This is a genomic window from Chloroflexus aurantiacus J-10-fl (assembly GCF_000018865.1).
In the GTDB taxonomy this organism is placed as follows: Bacteria; Chloroflexota; Chloroflexia; order Chloroflexales; family Chloroflexaceae; genus Chloroflexus; species Chloroflexus aurantiacus.
Map to the genome: position 1 here is coordinate 4,553,224 of NC_010175.1, position 15,891 is coordinate 4,569,114.

The 15,891-nt window shown below is 59.5% G+C and carries 13 protein-coding genes; 5 read left to right on the forward strand and 8 right to left on the reverse strand.

What is annotated here, in order from left to right:
• Positions 1–662: 662 nt before the first annotated feature.
• The 7 genes from CAUR_RS17825 to CAUR_RS17855 all read right to left on the reverse strand — a co-directional run bounded on the left by CAUR_RS17825 (position 663) and on the right by CAUR_RS17855 (position 9,142).
• Positions 663–2,462, reverse strand: coding sequence for a S8 family peptidase (locus CAUR_RS17825; RefSeq protein WP_012259235.1), 1,800 nt, complete (start codon positions 2,460–2,462; stop codon positions 663–665).
• A gap of 244 nt (positions 2,463–2,706) precedes the next feature.
• Positions 2,707–2,895 (reverse strand): hypothetical protein, encoded by a 189-nt coding sequence (locus CAUR_RS17830; RefSeq protein ID WP_012259236.1) that lies wholly within the window; start codon positions 2,893–2,895, stop codon positions 2,707–2,709.
• A 42-nt stretch (positions 2,896–2,937) separates the two neighbouring features.
• Positions 2,938–3,171 (reverse strand): hypothetical protein, encoded by a 234-nt coding sequence (locus CAUR_RS17835; RefSeq protein ID WP_012259237.1) that lies wholly within the window; start codon positions 3,169–3,171, stop codon positions 2,938–2,940.
• 87 nt (positions 3,172–3,258) lie between these two features.
• Complete coding sequence (locus tag CAUR_RS17840; protein ID WP_012259238.1) at positions 3,259–3,447, reverse strand: hypothetical protein; 189 nt, start codon at positions 3,445–3,447, stop codon at positions 3,259–3,261.
• Between the two features lie 87 nt (positions 3,448–3,534).
• Positions 3,535–4,131, reverse strand: a complete 597-nt coding sequence (locus CAUR_RS17845) for a TetR/AcrR family transcriptional regulator (RefSeq protein ID WP_012259239.1) — start codon at positions 4,129–4,131, stop codon at positions 3,535–3,537.
• 110 nt (positions 4,132–4,241) lie between these two features.
• The gene (locus tag CAUR_RS17850) at positions 4,242–5,795 is read right to left on the reverse strand and encodes an HlyD family secretion protein (RefSeq protein WP_012259240.1); all 1,554 of its coding nucleotides are present in this window, start codon (positions 5,793–5,795) and stop codon (positions 4,242–4,244) included.
• A 44-nt stretch (positions 5,796–5,839) separates the two neighbouring features.
• Positions 5,840–9,142, reverse strand: coding sequence for an efflux RND transporter permease subunit (locus CAUR_RS17855; RefSeq protein ID WP_012259241.1), 3,303 nt, complete (start codon positions 9,140–9,142; stop codon positions 5,840–5,842).
• A 94-nt stretch (positions 9,143–9,236) separates the two neighbouring features.
• Between CAUR_RS17855 and CAUR_RS17860 the strand changes: the two genes are divergently transcribed.
• The 5 genes from CAUR_RS17860 to CAUR_RS17880 are packed head-to-tail and all read left to right on the forward strand — an operon-like array spanning position 9,237 to position 13,784.
• Positions 9,237–10,211: a DUF4129 domain-containing protein gene (locus CAUR_RS17860; protein WP_012259242.1), complete on the forward strand. Its 975-nt coding sequence runs from the start codon at positions 9,237–9,239 to the stop codon at positions 10,209–10,211.
• Entirely contained in the window at positions 10,195–11,340 is a 1,146-nt protein-coding gene (locus CAUR_RS17865) for a DUF4350 domain-containing protein (RefSeq protein ID WP_012259243.1), read from the forward strand. The genes CAUR_RS17860 and CAUR_RS17865 overlap by 17 nt, the downstream gene beginning before the upstream one ends.
• A 40-nt stretch (positions 11,341–11,380) precedes the next feature.
• Positions 11,381–12,331 carry a hypothetical protein gene (locus CAUR_RS17870; RefSeq protein WP_012259244.1) on the forward strand — a complete coding sequence of 317 codons (951 nt, stop codon included), beginning with the start codon at positions 11,381–11,383 and terminating at the stop codon, positions 12,329–12,331.
• Positions 12,332–12,354: 23 nt separating this feature from the next.
• Positions 12,355–13,119, forward strand: a complete 765-nt coding sequence (gene argB, locus CAUR_RS17875) for an acetylglutamate kinase (protein ID WP_012259245.1) — start codon at positions 12,355–12,357, stop codon at positions 13,117–13,119.
• Positions 13,116–13,784 carry a Crp/Fnr family transcriptional regulator gene (locus tag CAUR_RS17880; RefSeq protein WP_012259246.1) on the forward strand — a complete coding sequence of 223 codons (669 nt, stop codon included), beginning with the start codon at positions 13,116–13,118 and terminating at the stop codon, positions 13,782–13,784. Before argB ends, CAUR_RS17880 begins: the two co-directional genes overlap by 4 nt.
• A 204-nt stretch (positions 13,785–13,988) precedes the next feature.
• Here the strand turns inward: CAUR_RS17880 and CAUR_RS17885 are convergent, their stop codons facing one another.
• Positions 13,989–15,887, reverse strand: coding sequence for a vWA domain-containing protein (locus CAUR_RS17885; protein WP_012259247.1), 1,899 nt, complete (start codon positions 15,885–15,887; stop codon positions 13,989–13,991).
• Positions 15,888–15,891 lie beyond the last annotated feature (4 nt).

Genomic DNA, 15,891 nt, shown 5'->3' on the forward strand with positions numbered 1-15,891 from the left:
CAAATCTGGCTTAATAAACATCATGGAACGCTATCTGTCGTCAACTTTACGTTGCACCCCTGATTGCTTCATTGTGGTACGTAAGCGCTGGTATCCACTGGAAGTGCAAACATCTTACTCCTACCAGCCTGACACCACACGCGCCGCTGACCCATGCGGAGGCGGGTTGAGGTGAGGGATTTTCCCAACAGGCTATGCATTACCCACAGTCACCCAACACCTGGTATGACCCCTCATAGTACATCGTTCGTCATGCACACCAGGCGGTCATAGGTTCCACAGCATCCTCCTCCCCGCCGGCAGGCAGCCCTGCGGTCGCGCGGGCTGACGCCCTGCCTCGCGACCTGTAAGTCCCGGCAGGGGGCAGCACGCCCGGCCCCCACTCCCCACCGCCAGGCCAGCTCCGAAGGGGCTTCCACAAATTGAGGTAGGGTTTTAACCCGCCGAATACATACGTGGATACAGTTCCCCGTTCGGGTTACCCGTGACGCCTGGTTTGGCGTGCGGCAGCCACGCTGCCGCATCCACCGTGCGCACCGGCAGGCGCAGGTTGCAGCGCAGACCCGTACCGGCACGTAACCCGCGTGACTGGAATGCATGAACATGGGCGGGCAGCCTGCCCCACCGGACGGTCAAACCAGCCGGATATGTTTCGCCCCAACCTACCGCCCCAACAACTCATTCCCCAACAGCCCCAGCAGCACCTGACCGTCGGGATGCAACTCAAAACGTGCCCGTTCAAACCACTGCACGATCACCACCGTGCCCGGTCGCGTCTCTTCGACTCGCGGCGCCGACAGGGGTAAGCCAAACAAGGCCAGACTCTCGGCATAGCTCTTGCCGGGTCGGCCATCAAACTCCAACCCATTGCGCTGCCAGTAGCTCAGGAACGGTTCACACAATGACTGATTGGTTTCAGCGAAGTAGAGACAACCGGCGAGCGGCCCACTGCGCTCAAACGTTGTCCAGTCGCGCCCCTGCCGCTGCAAGATCGTATCACCGATGCGCGACAGCAAAACATGGTACGGCGGCTGGTTCTCCGGTCGCCATTCAAAACGGTGACGCTCGAAATACTGAACGGTCACCGGCCTGCCATCGCTCCCGATCTCGGTAAACTCCTCGCTGACCGGAAAGCCGAAGATCGGTAAACCACCGTTCTGCTCCCAGTAAGTCCGAAATCCACCACCCAGCGTATGACCGGTTTCGGGGAAGTAGAGGCGGTCATCAGCCGGTGGTTCCACCCGGGCAAAGGGATCGAACCCAGGGTTACCACCCACTGTGGGCGTGCCCAGCGGACACCCGCCATACGTCGTAGCCGTTTGGATGGCGGCCAGCACATTCAGGCGCCCATAGCCATACTCGCCGTCACGGCCCGGCGCACCCCGATCATCGGCTGCCACAGACAGAATACAGCGCACATCAGCACTGCTCAAATCAGGGCGTATCGTCATCACCAGTGCTGCCGCTCCACTCGCAAAAGGACTGGCGAACGAGGTACCGGTTGCCAGCGCATAGCTATTTCCCGGCGTGGTGGTGACAATATCAACCCCTGGTGCCACCAGATCGATAAACTCACCCGTATTTGAAAATCCGGTGACCTCATCGCTATAACCGCTCGCGCCGATAGCTACCGTTTCCGGGTAGGCCGCCGGATAATTCGGCGCATTCCCTTCCGCCCGCTCGTTGCCACTGGCTGCCACCACCAACACCCCCCGCTCGGTCGCATAGCGAACGGCTTCGTGCAGCGCGGGCGAAGCCAGTGTGCCACCCAGACTGAGATTAATAATCCGTGCTCCGTTGTCGGTTGCCCAGCGAATGGCGCTAATCACACTCGAATCCCGACAACGGCCACTACTCAGACACGCCTTAATCGGCAGAATGACACATCCCCAACACATGCCGGCAATACCGACGCCATTATCGCCGCTGGCCGCAATCAGACCGGCCACCGCCGTCCCGTGACCGTTATCGTCGCTGACATCGGTACTACCGGTAATCGCGTTGAAGCCCCCCAACACCCGACCCTCCAGTTCGGGATGACTCGCATCAATGCCGGTGTCAATAACCGCCACCACAATCGGCCCGCCGGTGGTGATGTCCCAGGCATCGTAGGCCGCAATCGTCCCTAATGCCCACTGCCGTTCGCGCAGCGGATCATTCGGGGTACGGGTTATAGTACGCTCGTAGTCTGGCACCGCATAGACAACGTTCTTGTGCTGACGAATGCGGTTGCCCGCCCATTCAACCGACATACCAGCCGGCAAGCGCACCAGATACGTCTGCTCACCGAGCGGTTCCACCTTCAACGCCTTCAGCGCACGCACAACGTCGGTTGTATCCTGGGGAACGGCAAACTTCACGATCAGATCGGTAGGATGAGCCGCCTGAACTGGGGTAACCGGTGGTAATCCTGCCACAACGACGAAGATGATCAGCAGCAATAATCCAGAACGAGCAGGCATGGAGAGTCCCTTGTGTTCAACGATACATACCTGATCGTATTGTACCCGATCAGCACCGGTTTTGCTCCCCGCTGCTACCGATTGTCAGGCAACAGGCGGGACAAGGACGGGCGTTGCCCTCTGCCTCCCCTTTTCGACCTTTGCCTGGCGACGGCATCAATCAGGTTCCATCCCGGTAAGCGCCGGCAGGCACCTCTCCTCACCCCACCTGCCCGTCAGCCGCAGAGCGATCTGGCTGGGAAACTTATTGCAACCCCTGCTGGAAGATGCGTACCACCAGATCGGCTGTCGCTCCCGGATCGGCTGCCGGTGGCAGGTTACGCCCACCGACAAACGGAAAGCAGAGCAAGGAAGAGAAGGTGCGGATCACATCAATCGGTTGCAGTTCGGCGGTCTCAGCCTCCCCTTTTCGACCTTTGCCTGGCGACGGCATCAATCAGGTTCCATCCCGGTAAGCGCCGGCAGGCACCTCTCCTCACCCCACCTGCCCGTCAGCCGCAGAGCGATCTAGCCGGGCAACGTATTGCAACCCCTGCTGGAAGATGCGTACCACCAGATCGGCTGTCGCTCCCGGATCGGCTGCCGGTGGCAGGTTACGCCCACCGACAAACGGAAAGCAGAGCAAGGAAGAGAAGGTGCGGATCACATCAACCGGTTGCAGTTCGGCGGTCTCTGCCTCCCCTTTTCGACCTTTGCCTGGCGACGGCATCAATCAGGTTCCATCCCGGTAAGCGCCGGCAGGCACCTCTCCTCACCCCACCTGCCCGTCAGCCGCAGAGCGATCTGGCTGGGAAACTTATTGCAACCCCTGCTGGAAGATGCGTACCACCAGATCGGCTGTCGCTCCCGGATCGGCTGCCGGTGGCAGGTTATGCCCACCAACAAACGGAAAGCAGAGCAAGGAAGAGAAGGTGCGGATCACATCAATCGGTTGCAGATCGGCGGTCTCAGCCTCCCCTTTTCGACCTTTGCCTGGCGACGGCATCAATCAGGTTCCATCCCGGTAAGCGCCGGCAGGCACCTCTCCTCACCCCACCTGCCCGTCAGCCGCAGAGCGATCTAGCCGGGCAATTTATTGCAACCCCTGCTGGAAGATGCGTACCACCAGATCGGCTGTCGCTCCCGGATCGGCTGCCGGTGGCAGGTTACGCCCACCGACAAACGGAAAGCAGAGCAAGGAAGAGAAGGTGCGGATCACATCAACCGGTTGCAGATCGGCGGCCACCTCACCATTCGCAATCGCCGCTTCGGCCAACCGCCAGACTCGCCGCTGCGCCTTCAGTAGCTCGTCACGCGATTGCGGATGCTTCTCAAGCAGCTCGGCAACTTCCGGTAACCAGAGCTGAAAGGCCGCAGCGTGATGCCTGATCTGAAACTCAACACTGGCGTGCAGCAGATCACAGAGTTGTTGGAGTGGCGAACGATCCGTTGGTTCACCAACTGCGGCAGCGGTAAACAGATCACGGATCAAGCGCGCAATCATCGCTGCCAGCAAATCTTCGCGGGTAGGAAACTGATTGTAGAGCGTTGGTTTCGAGATACCGACGCGCGCCGCCAGTTCATCCATCGCCAGTGCAGCAAATCCTCGCTCGGCAATGAGTTGCTGAGTTGCGGCGAGTATTTCATCGCGCAGCATTTGGCGGCGGCGTTCACGGAGCGTCATGCTCATAGTTGTTTCTCATCAGCCGGCTAACGAGGTTGTGTTACCCGGCAATATACCACAATTTGCGAAAATATGCCGCAGCCGATAGCGAAACCGGCTGCGGCAGTGGAATGATATTAGTTATCGGTAAGAATGGTGATGCGCACACTCATCCCGGCTCGCAGCTCTTCCTGGCGGTCGAGCTTGACCCGGACGGTAAAGGTGCGCACATTGCCGACCGCATTTGCTACCGGTGCCACAAAATCAAGCGTACCGGTGAAGACCGTGCCGGGCAGGGCATCGAGCCGAACCTCTACCTTTTGCCCTTCACGCACCCGCGCAATATCGGTATCGCTGATTGCAGCCTCGACATACAGCTCGCTGGCGTCAACAATCTGCACCACCGGCAAGGCACCGGTTCCGGCCAGATCACCGGGATCAACGTTCACCTGCGCCACCACACCGGCGAATGGCGCCCGCAAGACTGCCTTCTCAAGGTTGAGCTTCGCCGCCGCCAGCGCTGCCTCGGCGATCTTCACAGCAGCTTCGGCAGCAGCCAGATTCTGAGCCGTTGGTGGGGCTGTGATCCGTTCAAGGTTGGCCTGGGCTGCGGCCACGCCGGCCTGAGCCGCGGCCAGCGCACCGGCTCGCTGATCGCCACGCAGACGTTCCAGCGTTGCCTGGGCCTGGGCTACCGCAGCGTCAGCCGCTGCGATCAGATCAGCCGTTGGCCCATCGAGCAGTCGTTGCAGATTGCTCTGCGCTGAACGCAACTGGGCTTCAGCCGCCGCAATACCGTCAATCTCGTTCTGGCGGGCCTGTTCATAGGCCAATTGCGTCTGCTTGTAACGCGCCTCTGCCGACTCGACGGCACGGAGCAGTTGCTCTTCGGCATCTTTCGCCTCTTTCGGCAGCTCTAAGCCAAATTTCGCCAGTTGCTGCTCACGCTCACGGTTTTCCCAGTAGAGGTCGGAGTACGCCTGTTGCGCATCACGCAGTGCATTGGCGGCCTGCAACATCTGAAGCTCGGCATTACTCTTCGCCGCCGAGAGGTTGGTGCGTTGGATGTTCAGATTCGCCTCTGCCTGCTCAACTGCCGCCCGTGCAGCAGTGAGTTCGGCGTTGTTCGGCCCATCGAGCAGATCGTTGCGGCGGGCAATGGCTTGGGCCAGCGCCGCTTCAGCCGCAGCAATATCAGCCTCGGTAACGCTGCCACGGGCCTGGCGCAAAGCGGCCTGGGCTTGCGCCACCTGCGCACGCACCGCCGCTATCTCTTCAGGTGTTGCCCCCTCCAGCAACCGTTCGTAATTGGCGCGTGCCTGCGCCAGGCTGGCTTCGGCCTGCGCAACCTGTAGCTCTAGCTCGCGGGCATCGAGGGCGACCAGCGGATCACCCGCCTGAACAGTGTCTCCTTCATTCACGAAGACCTCGGCAACCACACCGGGAATGCGGAAGCTTAATTCCGCACTGCTGCGGGCTACCACTTCACCACTGGCCGTAACACCGAGGCTGATGGTGGGCTGATTGGGCAGTTCAATCGTCAGCGGGGCGGTGGTCGGTTGGGGCACCGCCGTTGGTTGGGCTGCGGGTGCTGCCGTTGGCACCGGCGTTGCTGCCGGTGCCGGCGCGGCACAGGCAGTGAGTATGGTGAACAGCCCACCCAGTAATGTTCCGATAATGATGCGTCGCATTGTCTACTGGCTCCTGTCAGGTATGGTTCACTCAAAATCTGTCCTTAATCAGCCGATGGTTCGCCGGCAGGCGTTGGTGACGACGTCGGTGCGACCGGTCGTGCCGCCGGTGTGCCCGTACTCGCCGCCGGCGTCACGCCGGCGACGGCAGGGCCGGGGGCCGGCAACTCGAAACCTTCGTGCTCCTGACCCAATCCGAAGCGCTGCTTCACCCAGGTCACGGCGGCGTCCATCAGACTATAGACGGTTGGCACCACCAGGAGCGTAAGCGCGGTTGATGTCAGCATACCGCCGATCAAGACCCAGGCCAGCCCTTTGCGGAACTCATTGCCTTCACCGGTTGCCAGCAGGTGCAGACCGAGCGCCGTCGGCATGGCACCGGCCACCAGCGAGAGGGCCGTCATCAGGATCGGGCGCAAACGGATGGCGCCGGCCAGCTTCAGTGCCGAGTGTTTATCCAGGCCCAGTTCGCGCAAGCGGTTGGTAAAGTCGACCAGCAGAATCGAGTTCTTCACCACCAGACCGAGCAGCATAATCAGACCGATCATTCCGGTGATGTCGAGGTCGATCCCGACCATGCGCAGAGCCAGGAAGGCGCCGATAAAGCTGAACGGCATCGCCATCATAATCACCAGTGGCTGCGTAAAGCTACCGAATTGCGAGGCCAGCACCATATAGACGAAGAGCACCGAGAGACCCATCGCCAGGAAGAGCGACGAGAAGCCTTCGTTAGTCTGGGCAAAGGTACCGACGTAGCTGACAACCACATTCGGCGGAATGTTGAGTGCCTCGATCCGCTGTTGCAACGCCGCCTGCGCATCGGTTAGATTGATACCTTCAAGGTTGGCCCCGATCAACACCTGATTGAGCCGGTCGTACCGCCGGATCGAAACCTGGCTGGATGCCAGTTCAACCGTACCCAGCGAACTGAGCGGCACCACACCGGCGCGGGTGGGAATACTAATCGCACCTAATGTCTCAATTCCGGCCCGATCCTGGGGTGCCAGCCGCACCACCACATCGAGGTCGGTGTTGTCTGTCCGCAGCACCGTCGCCCGGTCACCGTTGATCAGCGCCCGCACCGAAGTCGCAATGTCTTCGTTGGTAATACCCAGTTCACCGATGCGAGCCGGATCAGCGCGAAGCCGCAGTTCTGGCTTACCGACCTGCAAATTGCTATCAATATCAACCAGCCCCGGAATAGCCGCCATCTCGCGCTTAATCGCCTCAACCAGTGGCGCCAGCTCGGTAGCCGGGCCGGTTGTCTGGAGACTGACCTGCAATTCGCGCCCTTCAACACCGGCGCTCGAAGGCTGGAAGCTCGGCACCGAGAAGCTCAGGCGGGGCAAGAAGGTCAACTGCTCGCGTAGCTGCTCTTGTGTCGGCAACGTCGGCGTGCGCCCGACCAGCGTCACCGCAAACTCGGCCCGCTCCGGGAAGCCAGGGAAACCGACTCTGGCAATCACATTCTCAACTGCCGGATCGTTCAGCAGAATCTGCTCGGCCTGGCGGGCCAACCGGTCGGTTTCGGCCAGCGTCGTGCCCGGCGCAGCCTCAAAGCGCATAACGAACTCGTGCGGGTCTTGCTCCGGGAAGAAGGTCAATTTCAGCCCACTGGCGACCCACACACTCAGCACCAGCACCGCAATCGCGATCCCGACCACGATCAACCGATTCCGCAGACTTGCCAGCGTCCACCCCAGCAGCTTGCCATACCAGCGCCCCAGCCGTCCGGGGTCTTCATTGGCCTCTTGCAACAGCCCAATATCGCGCTCGCTAACCTCATCGGAAATCGGCACCTCCACAATTGGCTGGTGCTGCTGATGGTGCGTCTTGGGCTTTACCTTCATATTGGGGAACAGGTTGGCCGAGAGCATGGGGGCGAAGGTGAAGGCTTCCGCCAGCGAGAGCAGAATCGCAATCGACACCACCAGCCCGAACGACTTAAAGACAATCCCGGCTACACCTTCGGCGAAGGTCACCGGCACGAACACCGCCACAATCGTGAGCGTCATCGCCACGACCGACAAACCAACTTCCCACGTCCCGCGTGATGAGGCTACCCGCGCACTCTCACCCCGTTCAAGGTGGCGGAAGATATTTTCGCGCACCACAATGGCGTCGTCGATCACCAGACCGACACAGAGCGAGAGGGCAAGCAGTGTCACCAGATTAATCGTCAGGCCAAAAATTGGCATGAAGATAAAGGTACCGATCAGAATGACCGGCAAACCAGACATCGTAATAATCGTGCTGCGCAGGTTGCCGAAGAAGAACCAGACCACCAGAAACGCAGCCACCGAGGCAAACATCAGCTCTTCCAGCGAAGAGAGCACCGATGAGCGCACGGCCTCTGAGGCGTCAAGCGGGATGGTGTAGGTCAGTTCAGGAAACGCGGCGAAAGCCTGATCCATCGCCCGGTAGACATTATCGGCTACGGTGACGGTGTTGGCTCCCGACTGCTTAAGCACATTGATAATAATCGCCTCGCTCCCGTTCAACCGGGAGATAGTGGTAACGTCGGCGACACCCTCTTCCACCACGGCAACATCGCCGACCCGATACGGCGTACCCGAAATCTGCACATTCGCGATGTCAGCCGCGCTGCGCAAGAGCGACGGCACCCGCAGGCTGATCTCGGTATTATTTTCGACGATAGTGCCCAGGCCGAGGTTGGCATTGGCTTGCTGCAACGACCGGCTGACCTGAGCCGGTAGCAGGCCATACGCCTGAAGCTTGGCCAGATCAAGCCAGACGTTGATCTGGCGCTGCTGACCACCGTTCACCGTGACCGAGCCAACGCCGGATGCGCGCTGAATGAGCGGCACAATCTCTTCCTCGATCAGAGTGCGCAATTCAAGCGGCGACCGGCCAGACGTGTCGGCAACGGCGATCTGCATGATCGGCGATTGATTGGGATCGAAGCGTTGATAGACCGGCTGTCGCACGTCACGCGGCAGTTGGGGCAAGATACTGTTCACCCGCTGCCGCACATCCTCTTCGAGTTGTTTCGCGTCGTTACCGGCTTCAAATTCGAGAATGATCAGCGCCGAGCCTTCACTGGCCTGCGACGTGATATGCTGTAAACCGGCAAGGGTGTTGACCGCATTTTCAATTGGGCGCACGACCTGATCAACCACGCTCTCCGGGCCGGCGCCAGGGTAGGAGACACTGACAGCAATAATGGGGACATCAATTTCCGGCAGTAAGTTGACGGGGGTCGAACGAAATGAGAGAATACCAAAGGTGATGAAAGCAAGCATCACCATGGTAATGAAGACGGGCTGACGAATTGAGACGTCAGAAATCCAGATTCCGTTCAGTTTTTCCCGGCGTTGCGGGGCCATTGGTCTTCCTCCCACGAGACGGCGTTGCACAGGGTTTGTCACACACTTGTTTTTACTATACCGTAAAGTTTTCTGACGGTCAAGGGTAGAAATAATGAGGCTTCGATTAAGCTTGATCGGGTGCTGGCTGATAACCTGGTTGATCTGGTCGGCAGACGTATCTGCGCAGCCGGTTGAGGTGTCTCTCACCGAGTACGACCGTCTATTACGGGCTACCTACACTGCGGCCCAACGGGGTGATCTGCTTGAGGTGAGGGCACTGGCAGATGATCTGACAACGATCCGCCAGGTGCGTATGCCCGATGGTCAGATCGCGCCGGTCGATCAGTCCTGGCTGGCCGAGATGCTGGCTCAGCCGACACCTGACCTGCCGCTTATCTCTGCCCGGCTGGGAGCCTTGATTGATGCGCTGGAACCGACCGGTAGTGCGGTCGCTGCCGATGCCTTGCAGCATTGGGAAGCGGTCTTTAACGAGCCACCGTTCAACCGCAGCCAATCCGAGAGCTGGCTGACTCGCTTCCTCAACTGGTTATTCGAGCGTCTTGCCGATCTCTTGCCTGATCTGCCTGATGTACCAGAAGCCCCGGTTGCCGGCGATAGCTCACCGATCAGCGGGATTATCTGGGTGATGCTCGCAGTGGTAGCATTGCTGTTCGCTGGTTTACTCTTGTTTTGGGTGCGCGGTGTCCGTCGGGTATTTCAGCCGGTTACCACAGCGGCCAGCCCGACAACCGATCCGGTTACCTTTGCCGCAGCCCAGCGCCTGGCCGAGGCTGCCCGCCAGGCGGGAGACCTGCGCAATGCGGTGCGTTATCTCTATCTGGCGGTGCTGCTCTGGCTCGATGATCAGAAGATTCTGCCGTATCAGCCCTCGCTCACCAATCGCGAGCATCTCCAACGTCTGCAAGACTGGCCGGCGCTCCGCGATCAACTGCTGCCGCTGATGACCACGTTTGAAAAGACCTGGTACGGTTTGCAAGCCATTGATGAGGCTACCTTTGCCGGATACGAACAACAGGCCACATCACTGTTCAAACAGGTGAGGTCGCCCAATGAAGCTGCGTCTTGAATTAGTGTTGCTGCTTGCGCTCATTATCGGCCTCGGTGTGATTGCGGCGTATTATGCCGATCAGCGCGGTCAACAGGCAGCAGGGATACGCACCACATCATTCAGTAGCAGTGATGATGGTGCGCTGGCGCTGTACCGCTGGCTAGAGCGGATTGTTCCCGGTCGGGTGGATCGTCTGGCGTACCGCCCCTTTGCTTTGAGTGCTGCTGAAGGGATGCTGTTCGTGTTGGGGCCAACCGAGCGTTACGAACCGGCCCAGGTAGCTGCCGTAACCGAATGGGTGCGAGATGGTGGCGTGCTGGTAATGGCCGATAACCGCCCTTCACCGCGTAGTACTCTCTCTCCCTTGCTGAAAGCGTTTGATCTCGAACTGAAGATTATTACGCAAACGTCCACTGCTACCCCTGTGCATCCGGCACTGGGTTCACCGCCGCTTACAACGTTGCCGGTTCACACAGCGGTTGCCATCGCGAGTACGGCACCGCAGCCAGCGCTGGCACCACTGGCAGTTGCCGACACCCATCCAATCGTTGCCGGTCAGCGCTTTGGCGATGGTTACGTGATTGTGGTTTCCAGCCTGTACCCATTCACCAATGACGGGTTACGCCAGCCGGAATCGGCAGCGTTCATGCTCAATCTCTTGCGCTGGCTGCCACTCAACCAGAAGATCGTGTTTGATGAATTTCACCACGGCTTTGTCCCCAACGCCGATCTGCGCTCGTTACTGCTGAACCATCCGTTTGGATGGGCTATCCTCTACGGCGTGGCCGTCATCGGCTTGTACATCCTGGCCGGGAGTCGGCGGTTTGTGCGTCCGTTACCCTTGCGGAGTGAAACCGCTCGCCGGAGTAGTGTTGAATATATCGACAGCATTGCCGGTATGCTGCGCCGTACCAGACAAATCTCCTATGCAGCCGAACACTACCGTCACATGCTACGGCGCCGCCTCGGTCAGTCTTACGGGATACCGCTCACGCTCGATGATGCGGCCTTTGTCGATCAACTGGCAACCATTCGCCCGGCTGATCAGCAACAACTCCTTCGTCTCCTCACCGACCTGCGCCGCCCCGATCTCGACGAGGCCGGCCTGCTCCGCCTGGTTGCTGAGGGGGATCAATTGATGAGGTAACTGGATACGGGGCAGTGTCTTACCAATTGCGGGGCAGTCTATGCGAAGTACCTTACGCTCAACACTTGATGAGGTGATGATCCTGCTCGATGCGGGTGTTGCACTCTACCGACGGCACCTGGCCCGCTTTCTGGTGTTGGCCGGCCTTTTTAGCCTGCCGGCGATGGTCGCTACATTTAATCTGTTGTTGGCCATAGACGATATTGCTGAGGCCGGCATCGAAGAAATCTCGCTGCTGGGTCTCAGTCTGTTTCTGACCTCGCTGCTCATGATCCCACCCCTGACACGAGCGACGCGGATTGCGCTTGAGGACGAAGTGCCATCACTGCGCAGCGTGCTCTGGCGCTGGCCCCGCCTTGATCGCTGGCTGCTCGCTACTGCCTACGGTGGCTGCCTGATTCCGGTATGGTTGATGCTCTTTTCTACAGTCTCCGGCATTCTGTTCGGCATGTGTTGTGGGGTAATCGGCCTTGCCGCATATGTCGTTGTCTTCGCCAGCGTTATGGCTAACACCGCGCTTGGTTTTTTGCTGTTACCGGTGTTGATCGTTGCTACGCTGATCGCCTATCTGCTGTATATCGTCTTCATGGGTGCCGGTCTGATGGCTGCGCTATACAATGTGCAACCGCTGATCGATGACACCATCCCCCTGGCAGAGGCATTCCGGCTCTCGTGGAGTCTGCTCTTTGCGCGCATCGGGTATAATCTGCTCGTCTTCGTGTGTGCGGCACTGATCTTCAGTGTGGCTTCTTTGATTGTGACCATTGCGATGGCTGTGCTATTACCCGCACCGTTTGGCCTGATCCTCGGTGCCAATCATCCATTGACACGCGGGTTGAGTGCGGTGGCCTGGGTGATTGGGCTGGCCGTCGCAATGCCGCTCTTGCCGATCTGGAGTACTCTGCATTATCGGTGGCGTTTGAACAGGTACAAGGGCCGCGATTTGGCTCGACAAATACAACAGGCGGGTCTGGTTGAGAAAGCATTCTAGTAGTACAGGTGGTATATGTCTCTATGACAACAATCAGTGTGATCAAAGTCAGCGGTCACGAATTGGATGACCCAACCTTTCTCGGCGGTCTGACTGCGGCGCTGCGTGGGTTCCAGCAACCGCTCGTCCTCGTCCACGGCGGCGGCAAAGAGATCAGTGCGGCAGTCGAACGGGCCGGTTTGCAGATTGAGTTTGTTGATGGCCTGCGCGTGACATCGCCGGCAGTGATGGACATTATGCAGATGGTGGTCTGCGGTACCATCAATAAGCGGATCGTCACGGCGCTGGTGAACGCCGGGGTCAAAGCGATAGGGCTGAGCGGTCTCGATCTGGGATTGCTGCGTTGTGAACCGTACCGCCCGGCAGGGCGCGATCTCGGACGTGTCGGGGAGGTAACCGCAGTCGATGGCGCGGCATTGCTTCATCTGCTGGCTCTGGGCTGGATGCCGGTCATTGCCCCGGTCGCGCTGGGGGCTACTGACGGTCTCAGCTACAACGTCAATGCCGATATGGTTGCCGAAGCGGTAGCCGGTGCGCTGGCGGGGGCTGAACTGGTCTTCGTCAGTAATGTCCCTGGCGTACTGGTTGATGGTCGGGTAGTGCCGGCTCTCACCCCGGCGGCGGTCGAAGAACTGATTGCAAATGGTGTCATATCCGGCGGGATGATCCCCAAAGTACGTGCGGCATTAGCAGCACTCCAACGCGGTGCCAGCAGTGTGCGCATCGTCAATCTGGCCGGTTTGCACGACGGTGGTACTCGTTTTACGCACGGAGAATTGTCTGAATGAGTGACACGCGCGATGTCCTCTCGCTCTTTCACGATCTGGGGCCGGCGGCACGGGCAGACTTGACGGCGCTGTTGCAGGTCGCCTCGTATCCGTCCGGGCATATCTTTCATCTTCCGAACGAAACCGGTACGCACGTGTTTTTCTTACAGCAGGGGCGGGTGCGGATTTACAAGGTGTCGCCTGAAGGGAGAGCGCTTACGCTGCTGGTATTGCATCCACCCGGTCTGTTTGGCGAAATGGCCCTGATCGGGGCCGGGATGCACGACACGTGTGCCGAGGCGATGACCGATTGTACCGTGGCCCGCATCGAGCGGGAAGCACTGCGCAATTTTCTCGGTCGCTACCCTGCCGCAGCAATTGATCTGATGGAATTGATGGGGTCGCGCCTGCGCACAATGGAGCAACGCCTGGCCGATATTGCCTTCAAAAGCGTACCCCAACGTCTGGCCGCACTCTTACTTGATTTGGCCGGTGATCCGACGGATGATACTGCACCGATGAAGATTGTTCGCTATACCCACCAGCAACTGGCCGAGATGATCGGTGCCTATCGAGAGACGGTCACCAAAGCCCTGGGTGATATGCGCGAAGCGAATCTGATCCAGGTCATCGACGATGCCATCATTCTGACCGACCCGGCTCAGTTGCGTCGGCTGGCGTCGTGAGCCACCGCTCGCGCTTTGGTGTAAGGGTTCAACCCGCACGAGTCGGGGGTGGCACCTCTAGCCCCGCAGGGGCTTGCCCGTCGTGAGGCAGGGCTTTAGCCCGCCTGCCGGCGTTCAACCCGCACGAGCCGGGGGTGACCTCTAGCCCCGTAGGGGCTTGCCCGTCATGAGGCAGGGCTTTAGCCCGCCCGACCCCAATCGCACCTAAGCCGTCCGTCGCCGCCAGCGCTCGCGGAGCATGGTCAGCGTATTGCGTTGATAGTAGAGCCATTCGATCAACAGCACGATCAACGCGACCAACGCCAGCCAGCGCCAGATTTCCTGCCGGCCATCTCGCTCACGCACGACCGTGCTCTGCGCACCGCTAATCTGGGGGATGGCAAGGTCACGACGCGGTTCGATCCGTGATTCATTGGGCGCAAAGAGATTGACCGCGAAGCGGCGACTGGCAATGACTTCATTTCCGCGCCGTTCCTCCAGCGTATACACACCGGGAACGTCGGTATTGGTGTAAAAGGTTTGATTCGTCTGCACCTGCACCTGGCCGTCGCGTGAGCTGACGACGCGCCCATCCGGGCGGATTATCCGAACCTCTTCGATACTCGGATCAACCGGCGCCACAATCGGCTGCCCGGTGGTCAGTTGGACGCCACTCACCGGCAAGAGATACTCGATCATGTTCGAGAGGAGTAACGGGAAGGCAATGTTGAGCGGCAGGTCTGACAGGTGCAGGTCGAAGGCCAACACCACAATCCGCCGCCCTTCACGCTCTCCGGCCAGCAGGAGCGGGCCGCCATCGCTATCAACGATGATCCGCGCCCATGTGCCGGGAACGATACGCGGTGCGCGCAAGATGTTGACGTCGTTCAAGCGCACGTTGCGCAAGAGAGGGTCTTCAAGCGACGCCGGACGAATGAGCGGAAAGTCAAATTCGCCGGTGATCGAAAAGAGTTCTGTGCTCTGGAGAGGGCCGATGAAGAGCAGGTTCCCCGGTGGCAGTTCGGCGGGTGTGACGCCGTCAAAGATGGTGAGCGGGATTTCTGCTGCGCTTTCCGGGAAGGTGGTGGTCGTCGTTGGTGTTTTCACGACCTCGATGCCGGGCAGCAGAGAGAGACCGGTTTCAAGGAAGCGATTGCCGTCACTGACCAGCCGCACGCGCACCGTTTCACGTTGTGGGCTAACGGCAAAGGCGCGATCATCAACCGGCAAGGCATCGCCGTTTTCGTCGAGCCGTGCCTCAACAATCGTGACGGTAGACGGGATAGGTTGAGTCAGGCTCTGCTCACGACCCGGATCGATGGTCAGGTCAATCGCAAAATCGAGCCGACCATCGAGATAGATCGATAGCCGCCGGGTCACCGGACTGTCACCGTAGTTTGTGGCCTGGACGAACAGGGTTTGCTCGAAGGGGCCGGGCTGGAGTGCAATCGCGTTAATTGCCACATTATCGGTTGCCCGGCCAATCGGGAAGTAGCGCACTCGGGCCGGGACGCGCAAGCCATCAGGAAGAGTGACATTCCCGTCGGAAATGATCGCTACTTCGCTATCGGGTTCACGGGCCGCGAGGGCTGAGGCCAGGGTGAGGGCCTGGGTCAAGTCGGATTGATTGCTGTAGCTGGGTTGAATCTGTTCAATAACCCGACGTAGCTCGCGACGGTCGTTTGACGAGGCGATAGGCGCTTCCATCTGACCGCCAACCGTAATAATCGTGGCCCGGCCATTATCGGGAAGCTGGTCGATCAATGCGATAGCCTGGCGACGGGCTGCTTCCAGGCGCGTCGGTAGCTCGTCGGTCGCCAGCATGCTGGTCGAGCGGTCGAAGATGATGATCAGGTTTGAGCCACTGATACCGGTTACGGGCAGGAAGGGGCGGGCCAGGGCCAGCACCAGCAATATCATCAGCAGCAATTGCAAGAGTAAGAGCAGATTCCGACGCAGTTTCTGCCACGGTGCATTGGCTTCAATGTCACGCACCATCCGCTGCCAGAGGAAGGTAGACGAGATGACGCGCTCTTCCCGGCGTAACTTGAGCAGATACATGGCCACGATGATTGGGCCAACAATTGCTGCACTGATTAACGCTAATGGTGCCAGAAACGACATAGAC

What these genes read in the sequence shown, in the direction of transcription:
- CAUR_RS17825 (WP_012259235.1), bottom strand. Translation starts at nt 2,462, where the DNA reads ATGCCTGCTCGTTCTGGATTATTGCTGCTGATCATCTTCGTCGTTGTG.
- CAUR_RS17830 (WP_012259236.1), bottom strand. Translation starts at nt 2,895, where the DNA reads ATGCCGTCGCCAGGCAAAGGTCGAAAAGGGGAGGCTGAGACCGCCGAA.
- CAUR_RS17835 (WP_012259237.1), bottom strand. Translation starts at nt 3,171, where the DNA reads ATGCCGTCGCCAGGCAAAGGTCGAAAAGGGGAGGCAGAGACCGCCGAA.
- CAUR_RS17840 (WP_012259238.1), bottom strand. Translation starts at nt 3,447, where the DNA reads ATGCCGTCGCCAGGCAAAGGTCGAAAAGGGGAGGCTGAGACCGCCGAT.
- CAUR_RS17845 (WP_012259239.1), bottom strand. Translation starts at nt 4,131, where the DNA reads ATGAGCATGACGCTCCGTGAACGCCGCCGCCAAATGCTGCGCGATGAA.
- CAUR_RS17850 (WP_012259240.1), bottom strand. Translation starts at nt 5,795, where the DNA reads ATGCGACGCATCATTATCGGAACATTACTGGGTGGGCTGTTCACCATA.
- CAUR_RS17855 (WP_012259241.1), bottom strand. Translation starts at nt 9,142, where the DNA reads ATGGCCCCGCAACGCCGGGAAAAACTGAACGGAATCTGGATTTCTGAC.
- CAUR_RS17860 (WP_012259242.1), top strand. Translation starts at nt 9,237, where the DNA reads ATGAGGCTTCGATTAAGCTTGATCGGGTGCTGGCTGATAACCTGGTTG.
- CAUR_RS17865 (WP_012259243.1), top strand. Translation starts at nt 10,195, where the DNA reads ATGAAGCTGCGTCTTGAATTAGTGTTGCTGCTTGCGCTCATTATCGGC.
- CAUR_RS17870 (WP_012259244.1), top strand. Translation starts at nt 11,381, where the DNA reads ATGCGAAGTACCTTACGCTCAACACTTGATGAGGTGATGATCCTGCTC.
- argB (WP_012259245.1), top strand. Translation starts at nt 12,355, where the DNA reads ATGACAACAATCAGTGTGATCAAAGTCAGCGGTCACGAATTGGATGAC.
- CAUR_RS17880 (WP_012259246.1), top strand. Translation starts at nt 13,116, where the DNA reads ATGAGTGACACGCGCGATGTCCTCTCGCTCTTTCACGATCTGGGGCCG.
- CAUR_RS17885 (WP_012259247.1), bottom strand. Translation starts at nt 15,887, where the DNA reads ATGTCGTTTCTGGCACCATTAGCGTTAATCAGTGCAGCAATTGTTGGC.